General features: G+C 57.0%; 21 protein-coding genes. 13 read left to right on the top strand and 8 right to left on the bottom strand.

Features of this window, described 5'->3' with window-relative positions; translation table 11 throughout:
- Positions 1-26: 26 nt before the first annotated feature.
- Positions 27-440 carry a hypothetical protein gene (locus AC6I8I_RS09795; protein ID WP_312757051.1) on the top strand — a complete coding sequence of 138 codons (414 nt, stop codon included), beginning with the start codon at positions 27-29 and terminating at the stop codon, positions 438-440.
- On the opposite strand, the gene AC6I8I_RS09790 is transcribed toward AC6I8I_RS09795, so the two are convergent.
- Positions 437-1828, bottom strand: coding sequence for a basic amino acid/polyamine antiporter (locus tag AC6I8I_RS09790; RefSeq protein ID WP_497828625.1), 1392 nt, complete (start codon positions 1826-1828; stop codon positions 437-439). The two genes, AC6I8I_RS09795 and AC6I8I_RS09790, sit on opposite strands and share 4 nt — an antisense overlap.
- Positions 1829-2033: 205 nt before the next feature.
- Entirely contained in the window at positions 2034-2987 is a 954-nt protein-coding gene (gene ydgH, locus AC6I8I_RS09785; protein WP_312054538.1) for a DUF1471 family protein YdgH, read from the bottom strand.
- 542 nt (positions 2988-3529) lie between these two features.
- Between ydgH and pntA the strand changes: the two genes are divergently transcribed.
- Together pntA and pntB are read left to right on the top strand one after the other, a co-directional pair.
- Entirely contained in the window at positions 3530-5062 is a 1533-nt protein-coding gene (pntA, locus tag AC6I8I_RS09780) for a Re/Si-specific NAD(P)(+) transhydrogenase subunit alpha (RefSeq protein ID WP_497828624.1), read from the top strand.
- A gap of 3 nt (positions 5063-5065) precedes the next feature.
- Positions 5066-6454 (top strand): Re/Si-specific NAD(P)(+) transhydrogenase subunit beta, encoded by a 1389-nt coding sequence (gene pntB, locus AC6I8I_RS09775; protein ID WP_497828623.1) that lies wholly within the window; start codon positions 5066-5068, stop codon positions 6452-6454.
- Positions 6455-6499: 45 nt separating this feature from the next.
- Here pntB and uspE read toward each other — a convergent pair whose 3' ends face one another.
- Both uspE and fnr read right to left on the bottom strand, forming a co-directional pair.
- Positions 6500-7456, bottom strand: coding sequence for a universal stress protein UspE (uspE, locus tag AC6I8I_RS09770; protein ID WP_312054542.1), 957 nt, complete (start codon positions 7454-7456; stop codon positions 6500-6502).
- Between the two features lie 117 nt (positions 7457-7573).
- The gene (gene fnr, locus AC6I8I_RS09765) at positions 7574-8326 is read right to left on the bottom strand and encodes a fumarate/nitrate reduction transcriptional regulator Fnr (RefSeq protein WP_009090088.1); all 753 of its coding nucleotides are present in this window, start codon (positions 8324-8326) and stop codon (positions 7574-7576) included.
- A 313-nt stretch (positions 8327-8639) separates the two neighbouring features.
- Here fnr and smrA point away from each other — a divergent pair, with 313 nt between their 5' ends.
- Positions 8640-9206, top strand: coding sequence for a DNA endonuclease SmrA (gene smrA, locus AC6I8I_RS09760; RefSeq protein WP_312054543.1), 567 nt, complete (start codon positions 8640-8642; stop codon positions 9204-9206).
- Here smrA and AC6I8I_RS09755 read toward each other — a convergent pair.
- Positions 9203-10123 (bottom strand): LysR substrate-binding domain-containing protein, encoded by a 921-nt coding sequence (locus AC6I8I_RS09755; RefSeq protein ID WP_312054545.1) that lies wholly within the window; start codon positions 10121-10123, stop codon positions 9203-9205. The two genes, smrA and AC6I8I_RS09755, sit on opposite strands and share 4 nt — an antisense overlap.
- Positions 10124-10446: 323 nt before the next feature.
- On the opposite strand from AC6I8I_RS09755, the gene AC6I8I_RS09750 reads away from it, so the two are divergent.
- From AC6I8I_RS09750 to AC6I8I_RS09735, 4 genes are all read left to right on the top strand, one after another.
- Positions 10447-11781: an MFS transporter gene (locus tag AC6I8I_RS09750; RefSeq protein ID WP_312054547.1), complete on the top strand. Its 1335-nt coding sequence runs from the start codon at positions 10447-10449 to the stop codon at positions 11779-11781.
- A gap of 67 nt (positions 11782-11848) precedes the next feature.
- The gene (hglS, locus tag AC6I8I_RS09745) at positions 11849-13231 is read left to right on the top strand and encodes a 2-oxoadipate dioxygenase/decarboxylase HglS (RefSeq protein WP_497828622.1); all 1383 of its coding nucleotides are present in this window, start codon (positions 11849-11851) and stop codon (positions 13229-13231) included.
- A 467-nt stretch (positions 13232-13698) separates the two neighbouring features.
- Entirely contained in the window at positions 13699-15219 is a 1521-nt protein-coding gene (locus AC6I8I_RS09740) for a carboxylesterase/lipase family protein (protein WP_312757038.1), read from the top strand.
- A gap of 203 nt (positions 15220-15422) precedes the next feature.
- On the top strand, positions 15423-17090 hold the full coding sequence (locus AC6I8I_RS09735) for a methyl-accepting chemotaxis protein (protein WP_497828621.1): 1668 nt from the start codon (positions 15423-15425) through the stop codon (positions 17088-17090).
- Here the strand turns inward: AC6I8I_RS09735 and AC6I8I_RS09730 are convergent.
- Positions 17048-17929 carry a LysR family transcriptional regulator gene (locus tag AC6I8I_RS09730; protein WP_497828620.1) on the bottom strand — a complete coding sequence of 294 codons (882 nt, stop codon included), beginning with the start codon at positions 17927-17929 and terminating at the stop codon, positions 17048-17050. The genes AC6I8I_RS09735 and AC6I8I_RS09730 overlap by 43 nt on opposite strands.
- 125 nt (positions 17930-18054) lie before the next feature.
- On the opposite strand from AC6I8I_RS09730, the gene AC6I8I_RS09725 reads away from it, so the two are divergent.
- Positions 18055-19221 (top strand): methionine aminotransferase, encoded by a 1167-nt coding sequence (locus AC6I8I_RS09725; RefSeq protein ID WP_312757031.1) that lies wholly within the window; start codon positions 18055-18057, stop codon positions 19219-19221.
- An 85-nt stretch (positions 19222-19306) separates the two neighbouring features.
- Positions 19307-20083 carry a transporter substrate-binding domain-containing protein gene (locus tag AC6I8I_RS09720; protein WP_312054713.1) on the top strand — a complete coding sequence of 259 codons (777 nt, stop codon included), beginning with the start codon at positions 19307-19309 and terminating at the stop codon, positions 20081-20083.
- A 36-nt stretch (positions 20084-20119) separates the two neighbouring features.
- Here AC6I8I_RS09720 and pepT read toward each other — a convergent pair whose 3' ends face one another.
- A complete protein-coding gene (gene pepT / locus AC6I8I_RS09715) occupies positions 20120-21346 on the bottom strand; it encodes a peptidase T (protein WP_497828619.1) in 1227 nt (408 codons plus the stop codon).
- Between the two features lie 127 nt (positions 21347-21473).
- Between pepT and AC6I8I_RS09710 the strand changes: the two genes are divergently transcribed.
- Complete coding sequence (locus AC6I8I_RS09710; RefSeq protein WP_497828618.1) at positions 21474-23069, top strand: ABC transporter substrate-binding protein; 1596 nt, start codon at positions 21474-21476, stop codon at positions 23067-23069.
- 57 nt (positions 23070-23126) lie between these two features.
- Here the strand turns inward: AC6I8I_RS09710 and AC6I8I_RS09705 are convergent, their stop codons facing one another.
- Entirely contained in the window at positions 23127-24047 is a 921-nt protein-coding gene (locus AC6I8I_RS09705) for a LysR family transcriptional regulator (RefSeq protein ID WP_497828617.1), read from the bottom strand.
- 164 nt (positions 24048-24211) lie between these two features.
- On the opposite strand from AC6I8I_RS09705, the gene AC6I8I_RS09700 reads away from it, so the two are divergent.
- Both AC6I8I_RS09700 and AC6I8I_RS09695 read left to right on the top strand, forming a co-directional pair.
- A complete protein-coding gene (locus AC6I8I_RS09700; RefSeq protein ID WP_312757024.1) occupies positions 24212-25633 on the top strand; it encodes a M20 family metallopeptidase in 1422 nt (473 codons plus the stop codon).
- Entirely contained in the window at positions 25630-26898 is a 1269-nt protein-coding gene (locus tag AC6I8I_RS09695) for an MFS transporter (RefSeq protein WP_497828616.1), read from the top strand. The genes AC6I8I_RS09700 and AC6I8I_RS09695 overlap by 4 nt, the downstream gene beginning before the upstream one ends.
- Positions 26899-26920 lie beyond the last annotated feature (22 nt).

Genomic DNA, 26920 nt, shown 5'->3' with positions numbered 1-26920 from the left:
TAATGATTACTATGAGGAGCGTGAGTGTGTCTGATAAAGAGCTGGCATCAGCCATATACAGTGACCGCATCTGCTTCAATTACAGTGCTTTTCTTTCCGCTTCCTGTAAAAAACGCTGGAGCTTCGTTGATGCGATCTATGGTGTGATGCCGATTTTTGGCATGGTGACACGCAAATCTGCGCACCGCTTACAAGCCAGCGGCGACCCGCTTAAAGAATTAGCATTACAAATCATTTCTACTCAGGTCAGCGACGAAATCAACATCGCCCGCCTGATCACGCTTGCTGAACAGCAACAGATCGGCCGCTTTGATATCCAGCTGCCATATCCGCTCTCGCCCGAGCAGCTGGACGCCATTCATCAGGAATACCGTAAGCCGCTGAATCTGACACAGCAGGATGACCTGCTGTGCGTCTCCATCCCGCTGCAGTCACATTAAGTCGTCAGCTGCCATACCGCAGGCAGCGTCGCCGCAATCAGCACCCCCATCGCAATCCGCTCCAGTGAGGTCAGCGCAATATCCGCGCGGCCGCCGCGGCGGGCAAACATAAACAGCAGCAGCCCCGGTGCATACAGCACTACTGAGGTCATCAGGTGTAACGGACCTGACGCGTAGAGCAGCCAGATACCGTACAGGCTGGCACCGATGCCCACCGCCATCGCCAGCGGTTTGCGCTGACCGCGAACCACTTTGATCAGATAAAGCCCGACCAGCAGATAGGGCACCAGAATCATCTCTGAGGCGATAGTCAGCAGGTTGTTGTAGTTGGCCCCGGTAAGCGCAATCAGGATCAGACAGAGCTGAATGCTGCCGTTGGTCAGCCACAGTGAGGCGGCTGGCGCATTGTGCACGTTTTGCCGGGCAATGCTGCGCGGGAAGGCACCGAGCTGTGCGGCGATCAGCGGCACCTCAGCCGCCATAATGGTCCAGCTGAGATAGGCGCCACACACCGAAATGATCAGGCCAACGGCGATTACTGCATCGCCCCAGTGCCCCATCAGGCGAGTCATGAGTCCGGCCATGGAGGGATTGCGCATCTCTGCCAGCTCAGCACGCGGCACCACACCCAGCGACAGTAGCGTCACCAGCAGATAGACCAGCAGTGCCGCCAGCACCGCCAGCAGCGTGGCGCGACCGACATCCTTTTTCTGACGGGCGCGCGCTGATACCACCACTGCGCCTTCCACCCCGATAAACACCCACAGGGTGATCAGCATGGTCTGCTTAATCTGTTCCCATAGCGGTTGTCCCAGCGTGACGCCGGAGAAATCGAAGCGGAACCGATCGTAGTTAAACGCCAGCACCGCCAGCACGATAAACAGCAGAAGCGGCACCAGTTTGCCCAGCGTCGCCATCAGGTTGATGCTGGCGGCGGTTTGCACCCCACGCAGCACCAGCCAGTGCACCAGCCACAGCAGCACCGATGCACCGAGCATCGCCTGCCAGGTATTGCCGTCGCCAAACACAACATGGCCCGGGCTGTCAGTGAAAAAGCTCAGCGCGGAGAAGACGATCACCAGATAGGAGACATTGGCGATCACCGCGCACAGCCAGTAGCCCCAAGCCGAACAGAAGCCCATCAGCTCGCCGAAGCCGGCGCGCGCGTAGGTAAAGATGCCGCCGTCCAGATCGGGTTTGAGACGGGTCAGCAGCAGCATCGCCAGCGACAGAAAGATAATCCCTACGCCGGTAATCAGCCAGCCAATCAGCAAAGCGGCCGGACCGGCTACGGCGGCCATATTTTGCGGCAGGCTAAACACGCCTGCGCCGAGCATTGAGCTCAGCACCAGCGCTGTCAGGGCACCGAGACCTAATTTTTTCTCCAAAACAACCTTCCCGCTAGCATATATGGCTGGGTAAACCGGATTTCATCACAGGTATATGGTAGCCGTGAGGCAAATAACGATGAGAATGTCCGGTGAAACAGGCGCAAGATTTTACGGAGTGCGGCGGGAGATGGCAATGCGTGAATATGCAAAACAGCACAGGAATTATGCAAATAGCAGGGCGGCGGGCGCCGCCCTGAGGGGATTACTTAAAGATGTCTGCGGTCACGGTCAGGTTACCGCCGCTCTGGTTCTGCCACTGACGGGTTACGTGGTAGTACTTAGCACCTTTATCCGCAGCACGCTTGGCCACTTCTTCAGAGATTTCGGTCGGAGTACCGAAGTGTCCGGTGAAGGTCACAGTGTCGAACGGCTGCATCTGGGCGGCAGTAATCGCGTTGACTTCCTGTACGGACTTGCCGTTTGGCAGATTGACCGTATAGCGTTTGCCGGTTGAGCTTTGCGTCTCATAGAAACGGCCTACACTTTTACTTGGGGTCTCAGAAGAGGCCACGCCCGGGATTTCAACGTTGGCTGCGGCTGCACCGCCCGCGGCGAGAGCAGCTTTACCGGCTTCTGAATCAGCCGGAATGGCGTTTGGTGTCTGGACCTTACGCTCTTTCGCGTCAGCCTTATAGACGTAGGCGGTCACGTACTGATTGCCGCCGTTGTTGGCATCAATCTGGCGAACAATAAAGAATGAGGCTGCGCCTTTCTCTTTTGCCGCTTTGGCGATCGCATCGTTAACGTCCGGCTGACTGGCAAAGAAGCCGCTCACCGATACCGTATCGAAAGGTTCGAGTTTATAGGCTTCCGCTTTAGGAAGCTCGTTGATACCGTTGAAGCGACGGTAGCTGGTGGAGGAGGTCGCTTCAGGCGCATCGGCTTTATAAAGGTCGGCGGTGACGCGCCAGTTGCCGCTGTTGCCATTGGTGTCGTTAATGCCCTGGATGTAGTAAGAGTCGGCACCCATTTCATCAGCACGCTTAGACACCGCATCGGCGGCGTCGCCAATTGCGTTGAAACGGCCGGTGATATTAATACGTTCGAATGGCTTCAACGCGGCCGCTTTTTCTGGCGTCAACTCCTGCGCAGCGAATGCGTTAGCTGCCAGCAGGGATAACAAGGTGGATGCCAGAATAGTGTTCTTCAGCTTCATAAAAATAATCCTTCGCCTTACGCAAAAATGAGTACGAAAACGTGCTGGACTCTTGATGTATAACAGATTAGCCGCTGATTATTGCATGTTATAAACAGACTGTCGCAGCGATTTTTTGCGTCAACTCGCGTTATTCAACCGGGCTTACTTCATCTGATTGTCATGAAGCGGGTTTATAGCCCGTTTTTGCGGCGGGTTATCGTTAAAGCCGGTAAGACTTATTACCATAACAGTTAATGCATTGTTAAATAAAGGTTTTTATTAATCATATCTGCGCCCTGACACGATTAGTCATAGCAGATTATCTGCTGATGACCGGCTTTAGTAGTGGGATAACACGGGTTTTTATCTTTAACACTGAATAATTGGGTGAATGTCTCTACTCAGCCAGGCTGAACTGGATCGCCCGTCACATTTTCAGTAGGTTATAAACACTTTGAAATAAGTGCATTTCGTTCATAAGCAGCTGAAACACTGTTTCAGTTGCGCTGTCGTCGTGCAGACTTCTTGCCATCATCCTTTAACCGATGAAAGGAAACACTATGTTAATTGGAATACCCAAAGAACGATTGCCTGGCGAGTCACGTGTGGCCGCCACGCCACAGACCGTTGGGCAACTGATCAAGCTGGGGTTTAGCGTCACACTGGAGCATGACGCGGGCCTCAACGCCAGTTTTGATGACGACAGCTACCTTGCGGCAGGGGCCACCCTGAGTGACGCCCGGCAGGTCTGGCAATCCGATATCGTGCTGAAAGTGAATGCGCCGCTCGATGAAGAGATTGCGCTGACGCGGGCCGGCAGCACCCTGGTCAGTTTCATCTGGCCGGCGCAGAACCCCGCGCTGCTGGAGAAACTGGCGGCGCGTCAGGTGACGGTGATGGCGATGGATTCTGTTCCGCGTATCTCACGGGCGCAATCACTGGATGCCCTGAGTTCGATGGCCAACATTGCCGGTTATCGGGCGATTGTCGAAGCGGCTCACCAGTTTGGCCGCTTCTTTACCGGTCAGATTACCGCAGCCGGTAAAGTTCCACCGGCCAAAGTGATGGTGATTGGTGCCGGCGTAGCCGGACTGGCGGCAATCGGCGCGGCGGGCAGCCTCGGCGCGATCGTCCGGGCGTTCGATACCCGGCCGGAAGTGAAAGAGCAGGTGCAGAGTATGGGCGCCGAATTCCTCGAACTCGATTTTGAAGAGGAAGCGGGCAGCGGCGATGGCTACGCCAAAGTGATGTCTGAAGCCTTCATCAAAGCCGAGATGGCACTGTTTGCCGGCCAGGCGCAGGAAGTGGACATCATCGTCACCACCGCGCTGATCCCCGGTAAACCGGCTCCGACGCTGATTACCGAAGAGATGGTTGCCAGCATGAAACCGGGCAGCGTGATTGTCGATCTGGCGGCGCAAAATGGCGGCAACTGCGCCCTGACGGTCGCCGATCAGGTTACCGTTACCCCGAACGGGGTGAAGATTATCGGTTATACCGACTTGCCCAGCCGGTTACCGACCCAGTCATCGCAGCTCTATGGAACCAATCTGGTCAACCTGATGAAGCTGTTATGCAAACAGAAAAACGGCGAAATTACCCTTGATTTCGACGATGTGGTGGTGCGCGGCGTGACGGTGATCCGTGAGGGCGAAGTGACCTGGCCTGCGCCGCCGATTCAGGTCTCCGCTGCGCCGCAGGCCGCACCGGCTGCGGCAAAAGCGGTGCAGCCGGTCGAGAAAAAACCGGTTGCGGTATGGCGTAAGTATTTGCTGATCGCGCTGGCGATAGTGCTGTTTGCCTGCCTGGCCAACGTGGCGCCGGCGGATTTCCTGTCGCACTTTACCGTCTTCGCGCTCTCCTGCGTGGTCGGCTACTACGTGGTGTGGAACGTCAGCCATGCACTGCATACGCCGCTGATGTCGGTCACCAATGCCATTTCCGGCATCATCGTCATCGGCGCGGTGTTGCAGATGGGGCACGGTGGCTGGGTGACGTTTATCTCCTTTATTGCCGTGCTGATTGCCAGCATCAATATCTTTGGTGGCTTTACCGTCACCCAGCGCATGCTAAAAATGTTTCGTAAGGGGTAATTCATGTCTGGCGGATTAGTAACTGCAGCCTATATTGTCGCTGCCATTTTGTTTATTTGTAGCCTCGCCGGTCTCTCGCGACATGAGACCTCTAAGCAGGGCAATATTTTTGGTATCAGCGGCATGGCGATCGCGCTGGTGGCCACCATTTTTGGACCCGACAGCGGCAACGTGGTGTGGATCCTGGTGGCGATGGTGATCGGCGGGGCAATTGGCGTGCGTCTGGCGAAGAAGGTCGAAATGACCGAAATGCCGGAGCTGGTGGCGATTCTGCACAGCTTTGTTGGTCTGGCGGCGGTGCTGGTCGGCATCAACAGCTATATCGATCATGCGCCTGGCCTGCCGGCGGTGATGGAGAATATCCATCTGAGCGAAGTGTTTATCGGCATCTTCATTGGCGCGGTGACCTTTACCGGTTCGCTGGTGGCGTTTGGCAAGCTGTGCGGCAAGATCTCCTCGCGGCCGCTGGCGTTGCCGCATCGCCATAAGCTTAACCTGCTGGCGCTGGTGGTGTCGTTCCTGCTGTTGCTGTGGTTCGTTAACACCAGCAGCACCGCGGCGCAGGTATTTGCACTGCTGCTGATGACCCTGATTGCGCTGGCGTTTGGCTGGCATCTGGTGGCGTCGATCGGCGGGGCAGACATGCCGGTGGTGGTGTCGATGCTCAACTCTTACTCCGGCTGGGCAGCCGCTGCAGCCGGCTTTATGCTGAGCAACGACCTGCTGATTGTCACCGGGGCGCTGGTCGGCTCCTCCGGTGCGATCCTCTCTTACATTATGTGTAAGGCGATGAACCGTTCGTTTATCAGCGTGATCGCTGGCGGTTTTGGCAGTGAGACCAGCAGCGGTGAAGACAGTGACGCGGCCGGTGAACACCGTGAAATCAGCGCAGAAGAGACCGCAGAGATGCTGAAAGCCTCTTCGTCGGTGATCATCACTCCCGGCTACGGTATGGCGGTGGCCCAGGCACAGTATCCGGTGGCGGAAATCACCGCCAGGCTGCGTGCGCTGGGTATCAAGGTACGTTTTGGCATTCATCCGGTTGCCGGTCGCTTGCCCGGCCACATGAACGTACTGCTGGCCGAAGCTAAAGTGCCGTATGACGTGGTGCTGGAGATGGATGAGATCAACGATGACTTCAGCGAAACCGACACGGTGCTGGTGATTGGCGCTAACGATACCGTCAACCCGGCAGCGCAGGAGGATCCGCGCAGTCCGATTGCCGGCATGCCGGTACTGGAAGTGTGGAAAGCGCACAACGTCATTGTGTTTAAACGCTCAATGAACACCGGCTATGCCGGGGTGCAGAATCCGCTGTTCTTTAAAGAGAATACCCAGATGCTGTTTGGCGATGCCAAAGCCAGCGTCGAAGCGATTCTGAAAGCGTTGTAATAAAAAAGGGCGGCTGATGAGCCGCCCTTTTTTTTCTGAGCAGGATTAATCCTCCTCATCCTCTTCATCATCCAGATCGATTGGCGATTTGAAATCATCAGGTTTGATTGCCAGCAGATCGCAACGCAGATGATCAATCACCTGTTCTGCCGTATTGCCGAGAAACGCGGCCGACAAACCCGTACGTCCGATGGTGCCCAGCACCACCACGCCCGCGCCGAGGTGTACCGCCAGGTCAGGAATCACCTCTTCAGGCAAACCTTTAGCAACATGGGTGAACTCTTCACCAATGGAAAACTTCTGTCGCAGCGCCTTCATCGCCACCAGATGCTGGCCGCGAATGGCGTCGTTGTAGACGCTGGGGTCAAAATCGGGCAGCTCGATAGCAATATTGATCGGGGTGATAGGGTAGGCACCCACCAGATGGACTTCAGTATGATTGACGGTTTCGGCCAGCTTAACCGTTTCACGGATCAGCTTCTGATTCAGGCCATCATGATGCGGCTCTTCACTGGCGAGGTTCACCGCCACAATCGCTTTACCGCCTTCCGGCCACGGCTGATCTTTCACCATCCACACCGCGCACGGGCATTTACGCAGCAGATGCCAGTCGGTCGGGGTGAAAATCACCGACTCAAGCCGGTCGTGCTGGTGTGCCATTTTCAGTACTAAATCATGCTGGTGAGCTAACACTTCCTGAATGATGGCTTCATACGGACGGTTGTGCCAGATCACCTTGATTTCGATTTCGACACCGGCATCCAGATAAGCGTGTGCCTGTTCGCGGATCCACTCAGTGCGCTGGCTGATCACCCCCTGACGCATTGAGGCGCGTTCATCAGGTGACAGCAGGGTGGTCATCTCATAGGAGAAATCATAGATAGGCAGAAAAGCTTTGATTTTGCCGCCGATGAATTGATTGAGATAGACCGCACGCCGCAGCGCAGGCTGGTCGTCTTGCTGGGCATCGATTGCGACCAGAATATTTTGGTACTGGGACATGAGGAACTCTCCTTAAACCAAAGCGACTGGATTAAAGATAGCCTATGTTGCACAGCGGAAGAAGTGAAAAAGTTGCTGCCGGATCAATAAAATAACAATTATTAATCCGGCTGGCGATCAGGCAGCCTGATGGCTCTGACCCGCTAACTCTTCCAGTAAGGCGTGGTTCTCAATGGTAATATATTTACCTTTCACCGCCAGCATGCCCGATTTCTGGAAACGGCCCAGCAGACGGCTGATGGTTTCGACCGTTAAGCCGAGGTAATTACCGATATCGCCACGGGTCATGGTGAGGCGGAATTCGCGCTGAGAGAAACCACGCTGGCCAAAGCGGCGTGACAGATTCCAGATAAAGGCGGCCAGGCGCTCTTCGGCATTTTTCTTCGACAGCAGTAAAATCATGTCCTGATCGCCTTTGATCTCACCGCTCATCAGACGCATCATCTGCTGACGCAGGGCCGGCATTTTGCCTGACAGATCGTCCAGCGTTTCGAACGGAATTTCACAGACCATGGCCGTTTCCAGCGCCTGAGCAAAGCTCGGATGGCTGGCACCCATGATCGCATCAAAGCCGACCAGGTCACCGGCCAGATGGAAACCGGTAATCTGCTCATCACCCTGTTCGGTGATGGTATAGCTTTTAATGGTACCGGAACGGATGGCATAAAGTGACTTAAGCTCGTCACCCGCTTTGAAAAGGGTTTGCCCTTTCTGAATAGGTTTTTTACGCTCAATGATATTGTCGAGCTGGTCCAGCTCATGTTCATTTAGCGTAAACGGGATGCAGAGCTGACTGATGCTGCAATCCTGGCAGTGAATGGCACAACCGCCCGACTGAATACGACGAATGCTGCGTTTTTCAGGGATCATAATGGTTTGCTCGACGATAATTGACTGGTGTCAATTTTAACATTTTTTGTGCTGAAGGGAACTCATCCGAGCAGTTTTAGGCGCACAAAAAGTACGGATGTCAGACCGGGCAGCAAACATAGCTGTGACGCGGTTCTCAGAATGCCAAAACATCAGCTGTCACGAAAAGTTTCCGCTTTTTGATCTAAAACCTGAATTGTCTGATACAAAAAATCACCAAAAACAGGGTTAGCGCAAGGCCGTCACCCTTTGCTACGCTTTCACCCTAAGCCTGTTTTGCCCTCCATCAATTTTAATCAGGTGTGAGAAAACCATGAACCTTGATGATAACGATCTTTTTCGAGACGCCATGGGAGATGTCACTCCGTTAAAAGACACCACCAGCACCTTATGGCTCAAATCGCCCTCAACCAAAGCGCCGCGCCATCCGCCGCACGATCCTGAACAGGAGAATTTTCTGACCCGGGGTTATCTGGATATTGTGCCGCTGAACACGCCGCTGGAATACAAAGCCGACGGCATTCAGCAGGGCGTGCTGGATAAACTACGCAAAGGGGAGTACCGGCTGGATGCCAGCCTGAATCTGCTGCGGCAGCCGGTGGAAACCTGTCGCCAGGCGCTGTTCAATTTTATGGTGCAGGCGCACAAGCAGGGACTGCGCAATCTGCTGATCATTCATGGCAAAGGCCGTGACGACGAGTCACATGCCAATATTGTACGCAGCTATCTGGCGCGCTGGCTGACCCAGTTTGACGATGTTCAGACCTTCTGCGTCGCCCAGGCTCAGCATGGCGGCGCGGGGGCGCTATACGTCGGGCTGCGTAAAACCGATAAAGCGCGGCTGGATAACCGTGAGCGGCATGCAAAACGCAGCCGCTAGCTGTGAAATTTTCGCATCGTTGACATCAGTACTTCGGCGCTCAGGCTAAGCTGACTGCCGGTGCGGGTAATAATACCCACCGGCTCGCCCGGACCGGATGAGTTAATCGGCAGGGCACAGACCGCATTGTGGTTCAGGTCTTCCTTGATCGCGCCGGAAGGCACAAACCAGATGTAGTCGTAACGCAACGCCAGCTGTCGCGCCAGTGAGGTCGAAGAGGTCTCGATACAGTGCGGCGGCAGCGAGCAGCCCTGTTCGTCGAGCATCTGCTGCGCAATACGGCGCGGGGCGGTGCCTTCAGGTGAAATCACCACCGGCCACTGCATCGCGCGCGACAGGGTGACGTTGTCACTTAATAGCGGGTGTTCCGGCCGGACCACCAGCTTGAGTGATTCGAGAAACAGCAGTTCATAAGTCAGCCCGGTCATCATTTCACTGTCGGCCATCCGGCCAACGCCAATGTCGAACTCACCGGCCCGTAAACCCGCCAGCAGCACATTGTTATGTAAGGTCGCCACCTGAATGGTGGTATTAGGTTGCAGCTGATGAAAGCGGTCCAGGATCTGCGGCAACATGCCCATTGCGGCGGTGGTTAACGCCCCCAGCCGGATAATGGCGGGCTGATCGGCAGGCTGCTCATTAAAACTCTGTCCGGCATGGTTGAGTGCATCAAGCACCCGCACCGCATGCGTCAGAAACTGTTCACCCATGGTGGTGAGTTGCGCACCGAGCCGGCCACGCTCAAACAGCCTGACGCCGGTCAGCTCTTCCAGCTCGTTCAGGGTTTTTGACAGTGCAGGCTGGCTCAGGCTAAGCGTTTCGGCCGCCCGGCCCAGCGTGCCTTGCTGCGCAACCGCAACAAAGGTATGTAAGTGGCGCAAGCGAATGCGCTGATTGAAAAGGATATTTTTTTCCATCCGTTAAACTTAATGAGGATCACCGGTATCAGGCAACCATTTAAAATGGATTTTGTTAACTTAGCTGCAAAATTATTTTAACAAACGTCGCCATCTAACCGCCTCAACGATTAAGCCGCTGAAAATAAACGTGTCATATGACAATGCGGTCAGCAGGCAGCAGAACAGGGCAACCACAGATCAATGGTTTAGCGATTGAAAGTTGAATAATTCTCAATATCATATAAAAATTTGACGTCTTAACGTTAACGATCGGCTATTATTGGCGCCGTTTTTTTTACTAATTCTGATGTCCGATACCGGGTGCCCGAAAGGAGTTTTCATTGACCAGCGTAGAGGCGGTAGATGTACGCCAGCTCATTAACCAGCAGGCGCTGAGTCGCTGGCAAAAGCGGTTAATCGCGCTCTGCTTTATTGTGGTGGCGCTGGATGGTATGGATATCGCAATTATGGGCTTTATTGCCCCGACCCTCAAAACTGCGTGGGGCGTCAGCAACCATCAGCTGGGGATGGTGATCAGCGCGGCACTGATTGGTCTGGCGCTCGGCGCAATGGTGGCTGGACCGCTGGCCGACCGCTACGGTCGCCGGATGATGATTATTCTTAGCGTTTTCTTTTTTGGCCTCTGGACGCTGGCAACCGCGCTGTCACAAAACGTCGAACAGATGATGCTGTTCCGCTTCCTCACCGGACTGGGTCTGGGCGCAGCGATGCCAAATGTGGGTACGCTGGTGGCTGAGTACGCGCCAGAGCGGCGGCGTGCATTCATCATCACCGTGGTGTTTTGCGGTTTCACCTTTGGTGCGGCCAGCGGGGGATTTGCCGCCTCGTGGCTGTTACCGCGCTACGACTGGCACTCGGTGCTGCTGCTCGGCGGGATCCTGCCGCTGCTGGTGCTGCCTTTTCTGATCCGTGGGCTGCCGGAATCGGTGCGCTTCCTGATTAGCCGCGGCGCGCCTGCGGCCCGCATTCACGCCATCGTTGACCGGATGATGCCGGGCGTCACGCAGCCAGATAGCGCGTTTCATGCGCCTGAAGCCAGCGTTGCCACGCGCGGGGCGATCGCCACCGTGCTCTCGCGCCGCTACCTGTTTGGCAGCACCATGCTGTGGGGCGGTTACTTTATGGGGCTGTTCCTGGTCTACCTGATTGGCAGCTGGCTGCCGTCGCTGGTCAATACGCTGGGAATGTCGGTCACTGAAGCGGCAATTATCACCGCGATGTATCAGGCCGGCGGAACGCTGGGCTCGCTGTTTGCCGGCTGGCTGATGGATCGCTTCAATGCCAACCTGGCACTGGCGGCGATCTACTTTTGTGGTGGGCTATTTATCGTGGCGCTGGGGTATTCACCCGCAGAAGTGGGCATCATGAGCGGCATCGCCTTCTGTAGCGGCTTCTGTTTCAACGGTGCCAATACCGGGATGAATGCGCTGTCTGCCAGCTATTATCCGACACATGCCCGCGCCACCGGCTCCAGCTGGATGCACGGCGTCGGCCGCGTCGGCGCGATTCTCAGCGCCTTTGTCGGTGCAGAAATGCTGTCGCTCGGTTGGTCATTCAGCGTTATCTTCCTGCTGCTGGCGATCCCGGCGGTGATCACCACCCTGATGCTGCTGCTCAAAAACCGCTACGGCTTTAAGCCGATCACAAATTCGTGATTTTTTCCGCTGGCGCCAATCCGTTGCATTACAGTAGCAGCAACGCTCACGGTGTCAGGTGGAACAGATGGACAACTTTCTCACTGCGGATGCCATCCGCACCCGCTTCTCTCAGGCGATGTCCGCCATGTATCAGCTGGAAGTGCCGCAATACGGCACGCTGATGCAGCTGGTGATGGCGGTTAACGACCGCACGCTGGAATCCGAACCCGCATTAAAAGATCGTCTGGCCGCGGCGGATGAACTCAGCCGGCTCAATATTGAACGTCACGGTGCCATCCGGGTCGGCAGCGCCAGCGAACTTGCCACGCTGCGGCAGATGTTTGCGGTGATGGGGATGTATCCGGTCGGCTACTACGATCTCTCCCAGGCCGGCGTGCCGGTGCATTCCACCGCGTTCCGTCCGGTCGACGAGGCGGCCCTGCGACGTAATCCTTTCCGCGTCTTTACCTCACTGTTACGGCTTGAGCTGATTGAAGAGGCTGAGCTGCGTGAAAAGGCGGCGGCGATTCTGGCGGCGCGCGACATCTTCACGCCGCGCTGTCGGCAACTGCTGCAACTGCATCAGCAGCAGGGCGGATTCACCGCCCCGCAGGCGGCGGAGTTTGTCACCGAAGCACTGGAAACCTTCCGCTGGCACGCCCACAGCAGCGTCGATAGTCAGACCTATCAGGCATTGAATCAGCAACACCGGCTGATTGCTGACGTGGTCTGTTTCCCCGGCTGTCACATTAACCACCTGACGCCCCGCACGCTGGATATCGACCGGGTGCAGCAGCTGATGCCGTCGCGCGGCATCGAACCGAAAACTCTGATTGAAGGACCGCCGCGTCGTCAGGTGCCGATTCTGTTACGCCAGACCAGTTTCAAGGCGCTGGAGGAAGCGATCGTTTTCCGCGATGGACATCAGGGAACTCATACCGCCCGCTTTGGTGAAATCGAGCAGCGTGGTGCGGCGCTGACGCCGAAGGGCCGGGCGCTGTATGACCGTTTGCTGCAGCAGGCGGGCAGCGGTCAGGATAACCAGCAGCATCAGCAGCATCTGGCCGGGGTGTTCCGGGACTTCCCGGACGATGAGCAGACGCTGCGTCAGCAGGCGCTGGCGTGGTTCGATTATCGGCTCAGCGAAAAGGGGATGGCGTCACCGCCAGCCCGTGGTGAGACGCTCGACAGCCTGATTGCTGACGGACGGATCATTGCCGAACCGATTATCTATGAGGATTTTTTGCCGGTCAGCGCTGCGGGCATCTTTCAGTCAAACCTGGGCGATCACGCGCAGGTCCGGTCGGCAGGCCAGGCCAGTCGGGAAGCGTTTGAAACTGCACTGGGCTGTGCGGTGATTGATGAGATGGCACTGTATGCGGAACGTCAGCAACGATCGCTGGCACGCTGTGGCGTAGAGACGTTATCGCCCATGCAGTCGCAACTGGGCAACTATCCCGCCAGATAATAGCCTCCTTCAGCGGCGATTATATTATCGCCACTGAAGGGTGTTAGTGCGAAACGGGATAGAATTATGTGCGCGCCGGGCTTAATAAGCTGAGCCGGACTGGCGCGCAGTAATCGGAGAGGTGTTCCCTGATGCTGGTGCGAAACTAATAAATTTAAATTAACGATACGGTCGATGAGCAGCAGAAGAGGATCTGCGCTACGCCGTTATGATTTGTTGTAATTGTCTGTGTGCAGTCTTCTTTTTTGCTGTCCGTCCTGATCTTAATAGAACCGGCAGGCTCTGGTGCTGGCTGTAAAGCGTTAACAAATATAATCAAAAAAACCTCTGCTGCCTATTCAAACCTTTTGATGAAGTTGTTCAGTGCTTTGCTGCAACCTTCGGCATAATCTGCAAATCCGCCTCAGACATAGACTTTGTCTCAAGGCCTGCAAATAATGGAGTGTCGTAAGAACAGGGATACAGGAATGAAAAACGAAACAGGTCTGCGGATTATGACTGCAGAGGGTGAGTTGCGTGGATGCATGGATGACGACCTTTTCGTATTCAAAGGCATACCTTATGCCGCTGCCCCGCAAGGCGCACTGCGCTGGCGTCCGCCGCAGCCGGTCACGCCGTGGAGCGATCTGCGTGATGCCACCCAATTTTCGGCTTCAGCCTGGCAAAACCGTGATTATTGCCGGGCAGTTGGCGGTGGCGATCCCGGCGAATTCAGTGAAGATTGTCTTTACCTTAACGTCTGGACGCCGGACGTCGAACCGACTAAACCGCTGCCGGTGATGGTCTGGTTACACGGCGGTGGCTACACCATCGGCGCAGGCGGCCTGGCCCCTTACAGCGGTAAATCGCTGGCCTCGCGTGGCGCGGTGGTGGTCACCATTAACTACCGACTCGGCCATCTCGGTTTCTTCTCCCATCCGGCTTTAGATGCGCAATATCCGGTTGCCAGCACCATAAATAATTTTGGTCTGCTCGATCAGATCGCGGCCCTGCAGTGGGTTCAGCGCAACATTCCGGCGTTTGGCGGCGATCGCCGTAATGTCACTCTGTTTGGTGAATCCTCTGGCGCACGTAGCGTACTGTCGCTCTGCTGTTCGCCGCTGGCCGAAGGGCTGTTTCACAAGGGGATTGTGCAGAGCGCCTACAGCTTACCGGATACCCCGCTGAAGAAAGCGCGTCAGCAGGGCATGGCGGTCGCAAAGCATCTGGGGCTGCCGCCCGATGCCAGTGCTGAGGCGCTGCGGGCCTTACCCGCCGACGCCTTCTGGTCGCTGGACGGCCCGCTGGCGATCCAGCCGGTGCCGATTTCTGGCGATGTGGTGCTACCGGAACCGATGCTAAAAACCTTCTTCGCGGCCCGACAGCACCGCCTGCCGTTAATGGCGGGCAGCAATAGCGATGAAGCCAGCGTGCTGGACTATTTTGGTGTGGATGCCACCGCGATGCTGCACCAGCTGCGCGACAAAAATCGGGTGATCTACCGAATGCTGAAGTGGATGTATGACATCCATGACGATCGGCGCCTCGGTCGTGCGGTGGCGCGCGATATGGCTTTCAGCGTGGTGCCGTGGCTGGTGATGCGCGCCCAGCATAATGTTGGCATGCCGGGCTGGCGCTACTGGTTTGATTATGTCTCTGAGAATGCGCGCGACCTCTATCCGGACGGCACCTGGCATGGCAATGAAGTACCCTATGTGCTTAACAGCCTGAGCCAGATGCCGGATCCCAATGAAAATCGGCCTTTCAGCGATGGCGATCGGGCATTTGCCTCACGCGTCAGCGACTACTGGTTCAGATTCGCCCGCGATGCCAGCGAATACAAGCAGCAGCTGGACGGTGAAGTGGTGTGGCCCGCGTGGCATCCAGCTGACGATGTGACAATGTCACTCGGAGAAAATCACCTGAGTGGTTTAGTCCTGAAACGGAACTTTATGCGTGCCAGGATGCGCCTGTTCCGCCTGCTGATGAGTAAAATGGTGCGTCTTTAATTAGTCCGCTAACCATTAAATTGCGCGAATGGAATTATTGCGGCCATTCGCGCATATTTCATTGAAAAATAGCATTATTATCACCAGTCCCCGCTATCGACGCTGTAAAACTATAGCTAACAAAAGTGTTACATCTTCACTATCCACTGCCGATAGATCTCCTATGCCCGACACTTACGGGTCAACGTGTATAGGATTTTTGTATGGGAATGCTCAAAAATTTCACCATCCGCGCTGTGATGCTCACCATTCTGGGCCTGTTCTGCTTACTCTGGAGCGGAGTCGGGCTGTTCAGCATTCATTCTCTCGGCGCGCTGAGCGAAGGGAATAATGTTGACCGCCATCTGGTCGAGCAAATGACGGTGCTCAGTAAAGGCAACGATCAATATTTCCGCGTCATCACTCGTCTGTCACGCGTAATAGACAGCAAAGCGGCGGGCAAAACGCTGACTGACGACGCCTATGCGCCGGTTCAGCAGGCGCTGGATAACATGACCCGGCAGCTGGCGACGTTTAAACAGCTGGCGCCGGGTCCGATGAACCCGGATACGGTAGACAGCGTGATTCAAAGCTGGCAGAAACTGCTGGATGAGGGCGTCACGCCGCAGCTGCGGCTGGCCCGGCAGGATTCAGCCGACGCCTATCGGCAGCAGGCTAATAATATCACGCCACAGCTCAGCCGGGCGTTTGGTGCCAGCGCTGAAAAATTTAATCAGAATGCCGCACAGATCCTCGATCATACCCGGGTTGAAGTTGACCGCTTAACCGCCCTGACCAAAATGATCATTACCGTAACGGTGATTATTGGCCTGTTTATTCTGCTGTTTACCGATCGCTACCTGGTGGCGATGCTGGTGCGGCCGCTGGAAACCATCCGCAACCATTTCGCCACCATCGCTACCGGCGATCTGAGCCAGCCGGTGGCGGACTTTGGCCGCAACTGCGTCGGTAAGCTGGTGCCGTTGCTGAGTGCGATGCAGGAAAGCTTGCGTGAAGCGGTGAGTGCAATCCGCAGCGGCACCGAGAATATCTCGCGCGGCGCAGCAGAGATTTCGGCCGGCAACAACGATCTCTCTTCGCGAACTGAAGAGCAGGCCGCCGCGCTGGAACAGACCGCTGCCAGTATGGAGCAGCTGACCGCCACGGTGAAATTCAACGCCGACAATGCGCGTCAGGCCAGCCTGCTGGCTGAAACCGCCACCACCACCGCGCAACAGGGCGGCCAGCTGGTGAGCGAAGTGGTCAGCACCATGAACGGAATTTCCGGCAGTTCGAAGAAAATTGCTGAGATCACCAACGTGATTAACGGCATCGCCTTCCAGACCAACATCCTGGCGCTGAACGCGGCGGTTGAAGCCGCCCGCGCCGGGGAACAGGGACGCGGTTTTGCCGTGGTGGCGTCAGAAGTGCGTAATCTGGCCCAGCGCAGCGCCAACGCCGCCAAAGAGATCGCCACCCTGATTGAAGATTCGGTTCAGCGGGTCGGAAAAGGGGCGGAGCTGGTGGGCACCACCGGCGGCACCATGAATAATATTCTGAAATCGGTGCAGGATGTCGACGCGATCATGAAGCAGATTGCTGCCGCCTCGGAAGAGCAGAGTAAAGGCATCTCTCAGGTCGGCGCCGCGGTGACCGAAATGGATAGCGTGACCCAGCAAAACGCCTCCCTGGTCGAAGAAGTCTCCGCCGCCGCCAGCGCGCTGGCTTTACAAACCGAAGCGTTACAGGCCTCGGTGGCGAAGTTCCGCCTCTCCGACAACGGCACACAAATTCCGTCTGCCGCACCTCTCAAGCCGAACGCTCCGAAAGCGCCTGGCCGGACGTCCGGTCAGGCTACGCCAGCCGAAAACGGTGACTGGGTGACGTTCTGATCCTGACTTAACCACGCCACCAGCGCCGCCAGCAGCGGTGGCGCATCCGCGGGCGAGCGCTGCAGTAAGCTGTAAGCCGCCCCGGTTTTTACCTCGCCAGCGAACGGTTTAATCAGCCGGCCGCTGGCAATATCACTTTCCAGCAGATTGCTGTCAGCAATCGCCACGCCAAATCCCTGAATCGCTGCGCTAATCGCTAAGTCCATGGTGGCAAAATGCTGGTTGCGTTGCATCGTAACCGCCACGCCCTGGCCTTTCAGCCAGCATTGCCAGTCACGCATATCGTCGGTGGGATGCAGAAAAGTCATGCCCGCCAGGTTTTGCGGCGAATCGGGAATCGGCTGCCCGGCGGCGATTACCGGCGTCAGCGACTCTTCAAACAGCGTCAGTGCGTCAGCACGCGGTTTGCCATAGACGATGGCGGCGTCAAAATTATCGAGCTGTGAGGCGTGATCCAGCGTGGTGGTGAGTGCCACATGCAGTTCTGGCCGCAGCTGCTCCAGCGCCACCAGGCGCGGCACCAGCCAGCGCATTGCACAGGTCGGTGCTTTCAGGCGGACACTGACCTGGCTGCGACGCGCTTTTTCGCTGGCCTGCACCATCAGTTCATAGCCCTGACGCAGTTCCGGCAGCAGCGCCGCGCCCTGCGGCGTCAGACGTAAACCACGAGCATGCCGATCAAACAACGTCAGGCCGAGCCAGTGCTCCAGCGCAGCAATTTTGCGGCTGACTGCGCCCTGGGTAATGCACAGTTCCCGGGCCGCATGGGTCAGGTTAAGGTGGCGGGCGGTCACCAGAAAAGCGTGAATCGCATTGAGCGGCAGGGTTGAACGTGACACAGAGCACCTCAGCTATGCATTTTAATCATGGCTATTATGACGACATTTCGCTTGCCGACTCAAGTCACAGCCCGTTGAATAGCGCTTAATTGCATTCCGCACGCTATGTCACTGACGGAGAGAACATGTCCCTGAAAACGCCTGTCGCAGTCACCTCAAAGTTGCCCGATGTCGGCACCACCATTTTCAGCGTTATCGGTCAGCTTTCGGCGCAGCATCAGGCGATCAACCTGTCGCAGGGCGCACCGAATTTCCCCTGCGATCCGCTGCTGGTTGAAAGTGTCAGCCAGGCGATGCGCGACGGCCATAACCAGTACGCGTCGATGACCGGCTTGCCGGCACTGCGGGACGTTTTAGCCAGCAAGGTCGAATCGCTCTACGGCCAGAAATACGATCCGGCCAGTGAAGTGCTGATCACCGGCAGCGCCAGTCAGGGCATTTATATGGCGATTTCCGCGCTGGTGCATCCGGGGGATGAGGTGATTTTCTTTGAACCGGCATTCGACAGCTATGCTCCGGTGGTCCGGTTGCAGGGCGGCAAGCCGATTGGCCTGAAGCTGCAGGTGCCGGCTTTCGCCATCGACTGGCAGCAGTTGCGCGCCGCCATTACGCCGCGTACCCGGATGATCATCATTAATACCCCGCATAATCCCAGCGCCCAGGTGCTGACGCCGGAGGACCTTAATCAGCTGGCGGCCCTGATCCGCAACACTGACATCGTGGTGTTATCCGACGAGGTGTATGAACATATTCTGTTTGATGGTCGTCCGCACTGCGGCATGGCGACCCATCCGGAGCTGGCGGCGCGCAGCGTCATCGTCTCTTCGTTTGGCAAAACCTTCCACGTCACCGGCTGGCGGGTGGGCTACTGCCTGGCACCGGCCGAGCTGATGACCGAGCTGGTGAAAGTGCATCAGTTTATGATGTACGCCGCAGACACGCCGATGCAGGTGGGATTTGCCCATTATCTGCAGACGCCGCAACACTATCTGTCACTGTCATCCTTCTACCAGCAAAAGCGCGATCGGCTGATTGCGCTGATGCAGGATTCACCGTTTAAGCTGCTGCCGTGCGCCGGCTCGTTCTTTATGCTGGCCAGCTACGGACATTTCAGTGACGAACCGGACAGCGAGATGGTAAAACGTCTTATCGTCGATCACCGGGTGGCCACCATCCCGCTGTCGGCGTTTTATATGGATGGCACCGACAACAAACTGATCCGTCTTTCCTTTGCCAAAGACGAGGCAACATTAGAGGCTGGCGCGGCTGCGCTGTCGGCGTTCCGGCAGTAAGCAACTGGCGGACACAAGGTTGCCCGACTGACGCACGGTAAAGCAGGGTAGCGATCGGTTAAAAACAATAATTTCGGGGTAAATGATGAAAAAACGCAACGCACTGTTTCTGGCACTCGGCATGATGACTTCGGTATCGGCGCTGGCGCAGGATTTACGTTATGGCCTGGAGTCACAGTATCCGCCATTTGAAAGCCGTAACGCCCAGGGGGAACTGGAAGGTTTTGATATCGAACTGGGTAACGCGATCTGCCAGGCCGGTAAGTTTAACTGTCACTGGGTGGAGAGCAGCTTCGATGCGCTGATCCCGGCGCTGCAGGCGAAAAAGTTCGATGCGATCAACTCGGCGATGAATATCACCGAAGCGCGGGCGAAAAGCATTGGCTTCACCCAGCCGATCTACCGTATTCCGACCATGCTGGTGGCGAAAACCGGTGAGAAGCTGGCGCCCACCGCCGACGCGCTGAAGGGCAAAAACATCGGCGTGTTGCAGGGATCAATTCAGGAAACCTACGCCAAAAAACACTGGGAGTCGCAGGGCGTAACCGTGACCTCTTATCAGGATCAGAACCAGGTCTACAACGACATGGTCGCCGGGCGTCTGGACGGCACACTGGTGATGTCAGCCGCCGGTCAGTCGGGCTTCCTTGACAAACCACAGGGTAAAGGCTTCGGCTTCATCGGTAAGCCGGTCGAGGATGATGCAATTCTCGGCTCGGGCATCGGCTTTGGCCTGCGTAAAGATGACACGCAACTCAAACAGTCACTGGATACGGCGATCGCCAAAGTCCAGACCGATGGCACCCTGAAGAAGCTGGCGGAGAAATATTTTCCGGGCATTGATGTCAGCGTGAAGCCATAAGTGACAATCGGGCGCGTGCTGCGCCCGATTTAATTGTTACTCCGCTGCCAGGTAGCAGAGTTTTTCCGCCACCTGATAGGATTTCACAAACGACGGCAGCGGTAAGAACTCAAAGCGCGAATGGAAGTTGTGCGCACCGGTGAAAAAGTTCGGCGTCAGTAAGCCCTTAGCCGACAGCGCCGCACCGTCAGTGCCGCCCCGCATCGGAATCACTTTCGGTTCGATATCCAGCGCGCTGAACGCTTTGAAAATCAGGTCGATGGCCCGACGATCCTCGCCCAGCGCATTGCTGATATTGCTGTAGATATCGGTAAGGGTGATCTCTACCTTGCCGGTCGGGTAGCGGGCAGCAATCGCCTGCGCCTGCTGCTGTAGCTGCTGCTTACGCTCGGCAAAGCTGGCCAGATCAAAATCGCGAATAGAGGCTTTCAGGATCGCCTGGCTGGCGTTGGCCTGGATCTCATTGAACCAGATATAGCCTTCACGGCCCTCGGTCTGTTCCGGGGTCTGCTGGCGATCAAACTGGCTGATGTAGTCATGTGCCATCAGCAGCGGATTGACCAGCACCCCTTTACCCGACATCGGATGCGCCGGTACGCCGGTAAAGCGGATTTCGGCGGCGGCACCGTTGAAGTTCTCATAAACCACTTCGCCCAGTTCGCAGCAGTCGATGGTCCAGGCGAAATCGACATTAAATCGCGTTTCCAGATCGAGCGCTTTGGCTCCGCGCAGGCCAATTTCTTCATCGGGCACAAACGCCACCACGATATCGCCGTGATCGCCGTTGAGGTTCTCCATCAGCGTCATCACCACCGTCACCGCCGCTTTGTTATCCGCGCCCAGTACGCTGGTGCCGTCGCTGAAAATGATCTCCTGACCGATATAGGGAGCGATCTCCGGATGCCGATCGCGGCGCAGCCAGATATCCTGGTCGGCATTCAGGCAGAGATCCTGATCCTGCCAGCGCAGTATCTGCGGTTTGATATCGGGTGACAGACCGACGTCAACGGTATCGATATGGGTGATAAAGCCGATACGCGGCGCAGCGGGACGATTACCCGGTTTCACCGCCGTGACCGTCGCATGCTGGTCAATCACCACCTGTTCCAGCCCCAGCGCACGCAGCTCCGCCGCCAGCAGTTCCGCCATCGCGTGCTGGCTCGGGGTACTGGGCAGAGTGGTCGATTTCGCATCGCTCTGACTGCTGACGGCGAGGTAACGGAAAAAGCGTTCGGTAAGTTGCGTCTCAAGTTTGTCGGTCATCACTATTCCTTATTAGTCAGCCACGGGCAGGGTTCGCTATGGTGCCGAATCGTGCTATCAATGAAGCATCTGAATGATTCATTTAGGTATTCTGATCACCGGAAGTCAATACAAAGCGAGGATGATAATGAAAATGAAGATAGCCACCTTAGCGCTTGTTACGGCTGGGATGACGCTGGCGGCCAGCGTGAACGCCAAAACGCTGGTCTTCTGCTCGGAAGGATCGCCAGAGAATTTTAACCCGCAACTCTATACCTCAGGCACCAGCGTAGACGCCAGCGCGGTGCCGGTATTTAACCGGCTGGTAGACTTCAAAGTCGGCACCACGGAACTGATCCCCAGCCTGGCGGAAAGCTGGCAGATCAGCCCCGACGGCACGGTTTACACCTTCCATCTGCGTAAAAACGTCAAATTCCAGAGCAACAAACAGTTCAAACCGACGCGCGATTTCAATGCAGATGATGTGATTTTCTCCTTTATGCGCCAGATGGACCCGAAAAATCCCTACCACAACGTCTCGGGCGGCACCTATTCCAACTTTGAAAGCCTCGAACTGTCGACGCTGATTAAACAGATTGATCGGGTGGATGACCATACGGTTCGCTTCACGCTGTCGCACCCTGAAGCGCCGTTTCTGGCCGATCTTGGCTGGTACTTTGCCTCGATTCACTCGGCTGAATATGCCGATAGCATGCTGAAAGCCGGAACGCCGGAGAAGGTCGACATGAACCCCATCGGCACCGGGCCGTTTGAGCTGGTGCAGTACCAGAAGGACTCACGCATTCTTTACCGGGCCTTCCCACAATACTGGCAGGGCAAGGCAAAGCTGGATCGGCTGGTGTTCAGCATTACGCCGGATGCCTCGGTGCGTTATGCCAAGCTGGAGAAGAACGAATGCCAGGTGATGCCGTTCCCCAATCCGGCCGATCTGGAAAAAATGCGCGCCAACCCGGACATCACCCTGCAGCAGAAAGCCGGGCTGAATACCGGTTTCCTGGCATTTAATACCACCAAAGCGCCGACCGACAAGGTCGAAGTCCGCCAGGCGCTGGCGATGGCGATCAACAAACCGGCGATCATCGAGGCGATTTTTAAAGGCACCGGCACGGTAGCAAAAAATATTCTGCCGCCGGGCGTCTGGAGCGCCGACAAAGACCTGAAGGATTACGACTACGATCCGGAAAAAGCCAAAGCGTTACTGCAACAGGCCGGGGTCAAACCGGGCACCGAGATTGCGCTGTGGGCGATGCCGGTCCAGCGGCCCTACAATCCCAATGCCCGCCGCATGGCCGAGATGATCCAGTCGGACTGGGCGAAGGTCGGTATTAAAGCCAATATCGTCAGCTATGAGTGGGGCGAATACCTGAAACGGGTCCGCAGCGGTGAGCATCAGGCGGCATTGATGGGCTGGACCACCGCTACCGGCGACCCGGACAACTTCTTCGGCCCGCTTTACAGCTGCACCTCGGCGCAGGGCGGTTCGAACTCGTCAAAATGGTGCTATCAGCCGTTTGAGAAGTTAATCACCGCCGCCCGCGCCGAACCGGATCAGGGTAAGCGCACCGCGATGTATCTGCAGGCGCAGCAGATGATGCACGACCAAATGCCGGCCGTGATGATTGCCCACTCGACCATTTTTGAGCCGGTGCGCAAATCGGTCAGCGGTTATCAGGTCGATCCGTTTGGCAAACACATTTTCTACCAGGTCGATATCAAACAGTAAGACGAAAGCCATCCGGCTTTACCGCGTAACGCCCGCCAGACGGTGGGCGTTACTGCCTTAGCCGCCAATCGCGCGCAGTTGCCGATCGATTTCAGTTAACCGCTGCTGTAAAAACTCCATAAACAGCGTCAGGGCTGCGGTGCGCTGACGACCCGACACCGTCTGCAGTTGCAGCGTCCGCTGGCTGAGCTGATCGACGCCCATCGACCGTAACACCAGCTGCTGTGTCTGGTGCTCAAACAGCAGGGTAAAGGCGCTACAGATGGTGACCGCCTGCGGCGTGCGCAGCAAAAAATGATACAGCGTGGCGAAGTAATCGCAGGTCAGCACCGGCTCGACCACGCAACCGTTCATCTGACAGGAGAGGTCAAACAGTTGCCGCACCGTGGTGTGCTGGCCCGGCAGTGCCAGCGGCCAGCGTGGCAGATCGGCCAGCGTCACCTGGCGTGACGCCAGCGGGTGACTCTGATGCATCGCCAGCAGCACCGGCGCCGGCCATGAGCCGAGCACTTCAACGCTGCGCTCCGGATGCAGGCTGAACTGCAACGCAACGTCACATTCGCCGGCCCGCACCGCTTCGGCCACGCCCTGCGAGTGGGTCACATTCAGAGCAAACAGCACGCCAGGATTCGCCTGACGAAACTCGGACAGCAGACCCGGCAGCAGGCTGAACGCCATGCCATCGGTACAGGCGATACGGATCCGGGTGCGGCGCACCGCTTTCAGACCCTTAATCTCCGCCAGCGCATATTCCATATCCAGCTGACTCTTGCGCACATGATGCGCGAAAATTTCACCGGCTTCATTCAGCACCATGCCGCGCGCATGCCGCTCAAACAGCGGCGCGCCCACCTGCGCCTCCAGCCGCTGAATCTGACGGCTGATGGCCGACACCGCGACAAACAGCTGTTCACTGGCGGCGCTGAGCGATCCGCAATTCACCACCGCCAGAAAATAGCGGATTTCACTGCTCAACATGGAGACTCCTCGGCCTCAGGGGCGCATTAAAAAGGGGCATGCCTCAGGATCGGGCAGACCTTTGTTGCTTTAAAAGCAAAGCTAACTCGATAAATTGATAATTGTGGCAAAGCCCGAAGTTTGTCAAAGATAACTGACGATAAAAAAAAACAGACAGGGCAAACATGACAGAGCAACAGGCGGTAGACCAGGCGATGAACTATTTCGACAGCGGGGCGTTTCAGCAGCTGCTGGCCCGACGCATCGCCTGTGTAACGGAGAGCCAGCATCCGCAGCGTCAGGCCGGGCTGCAGCACTATCTGCAGGCTGAGATTGGACCGCAGCTTGAGGCGCTGGGTTTTACGCTGCATCCTTTCGATAATCCCCAGCCGGGCAGCCCGCCGTTTTTGATCGCGGTGCGTATCGAGGACCCGACCCAGCCGACGCTGCTCTGTTACGGGCATGGCGATGTGGTGTATGGCGACGAAGAGAACTGGCGTCCCGGGCTGTCACCGTGGCAGCTGACCGTGGAAGGCGATCGCTGGTATGGCCGCGGCAGCGCAGACAACAAAGGCCAGCACTGCATCAACCTGGCGGCGCTGGAACAGGTGATGGCGGCGCGGGGCGGCCGGCTGGGCTTTAACTGCAAAATTCTGTTTGAGATGGGTGAAGAGATCAGCTCACCGGGGCTGGCGCAAATTTGTCAGCAGCAGCAGACGCTGCTAGCGGCCGATCTGTTTATCGCTTCAGACGGCCCGCGGCTCAACGCCGTGCGGCCGACGCTGTTCCTCGGTTCACGCGGCGCGGCCAACTTTCGCCTGACCATTACCGCGCGCGACAACGCCTACCACTCAGGTAACTGGGGCGGGCTGTTAAGCAACCCCGGCACCCAGCTGGCGAATGCGCTGGCATCGCTGGTAAATGCGCAGGGCGTGTTGCAGGTGGCGGCGCTCAAACCTGACTCCCTGACCCCGGCGGTGCGCGACATCCTCAGCGATATCGACGTCGGCGGCATGCCAGGCGATCCGGCGCTGGCTGAAAACTGGGGTGAACCCGGTTTAACCGCGGCTGAACGGTTGTATGGCTGGAACACGCTGGAAGTCCTGGCGTTTGAAACCGGGAACCCGGCCCAGCCGATGAATGCGATTCCCGGTCGCGCCACGGCGGTCTGTCAGCTGCGCTTTGTGGTCGGCACCGACTGGCAGAACCTGGTGCAGCACGTTGACCAGCATTTGCGCCAGCACGGTTTCGACAATGTCAGCGTGGAGTTTCTGCGCGGCTCGCCAGCTACCCGGCTCAATCCGCAGGACCCGCTGGTGGAGTGGGCGCTCAACAGTCTGGCGCGCAGCAGCGGCAAAAAACCGGCGCTGCTGCCTAACCTCGGCGGATCGCTGCCCAATGAGGTGTTTGCCGATATCCTTGGTCTGCCAACCCTGTGGGTGCCGCACTCCTATCCGGCCTGTGGCCAGCACGGCGTCAATGAACACATGCTGACCTCGATTGCCCGCGAAGGACTGGCGATCATGACCCGTCTGTTCTGGCAGCTGGGCGAAGAGGGCCAGCTGCTGCTCGCCCGCCACCGCGACTGGCAGGAGCGTGAACAATGAGCAGTATCGCGCAAAGCCGTCCACAGCTCAGGCCGAGCCTGCATAAAACGCTGTTTGCCACCTGTATCGGTAACGCGCTGGAGTGGTTTGATATCGCCGTCTACGGCTTTTTCGCCAGTTACATCGCCCACGCGTTCTTTCCGGTCAGCGATCCGTCGGTTTCACTGCTGCTGACCTTTGGCAGCTTCGGCATCGCCTTTCTGATCCGTCCGCTGGGGGCGCTGGTGTTAGGCAACTACGCCGACCGTCATGGTCGTAAAAAGGCGCTGCTGCTGTCGATCAATCTGATGATGCTGGGTGGGGCGATCATTACCTTTATGCCGGGTTACGCTACGATCGGACTGGCCGCGCCGCTACTGATCATCCTGGCGCGGCTGATTCAGGGTTTCTCCGCCGGCGGCGAATTTGGCAGTTCCACCGCTTTTCTGGTGGAACATTTCCCGGAGCGTAAGGCGTTTATTGCCAGCTGGCAGTTCGCCACGCAGGGAGCCAGCACGCTGATGGCGTCGGCGTTTGGCCTCGGCCTGACGCAGTGGCTCAGCGAAAGTGAAATTCAGGCGTGGGGCTGGCGCATTCCGTTCGCCTTTGGCTTGTTGATTGGTCCGCTGGGGGTCTATATTCGCCGCCACGTGCACGAGCCCGCCAGTTTCGTCGCGCAGGAGAAACATGCCGCGCCGCTGAAGACTCTGTTTGGCCGCCAGAAGGCGCTGATCACCCTGGCGATTGGGCTGATGGTCATTTCGACCGCCATCAACTACATGCTGAACTACATCCCGACCTATGCCACCAAAACGCTGCATTTATCGGGCTCGGTGGCGTTTACCGCAACTCTGGTGGCCGGGATCATCCTGACGGTCGTCACCCCGATAATGGGATTGTGGGCCGAACGGGTGGGGCGGCTGCCTTTGATGTGGGGATCGCTGTTACTGCTGATGGTCACCATCTATCCGGCGTTTAAAGCGATGGTCGATCACACCACACCGACCACGCTGATTTTGCTGGTGGCGTGTATGGCGCTGCTGAAGTCGGTTTACTTCTCGACGGTGCCGTCGGTGATGGCCGATCTGTTTCCTGCCACCACCCGGGCCAGCGGCATGGCGATCAGTTATAACGTGGCGGTGACGGTGTTCGGTGGCTTTGCACCGTTGATTTGCAGCCTGCTGATCCAGGTCACCGGCAGCAGCCTGGCACCGGGCTATTACCTGATGGCGGTCGCGGTGCTGAGTGGAATTGCGCTGTTGCGCAGCAGTAAGCGGCTGGGATAACAAAACGGGCCGTCACTGCGGC

It is taken from the genome of Pantoea sp. X-Soil-YNGN-775 (assembly GCF_059730575.1).
The sequence above is the reverse complement of the archived record's forward strand: the minus strand, read 5'-3'. Positions and strand labels throughout refer to the sequence as shown.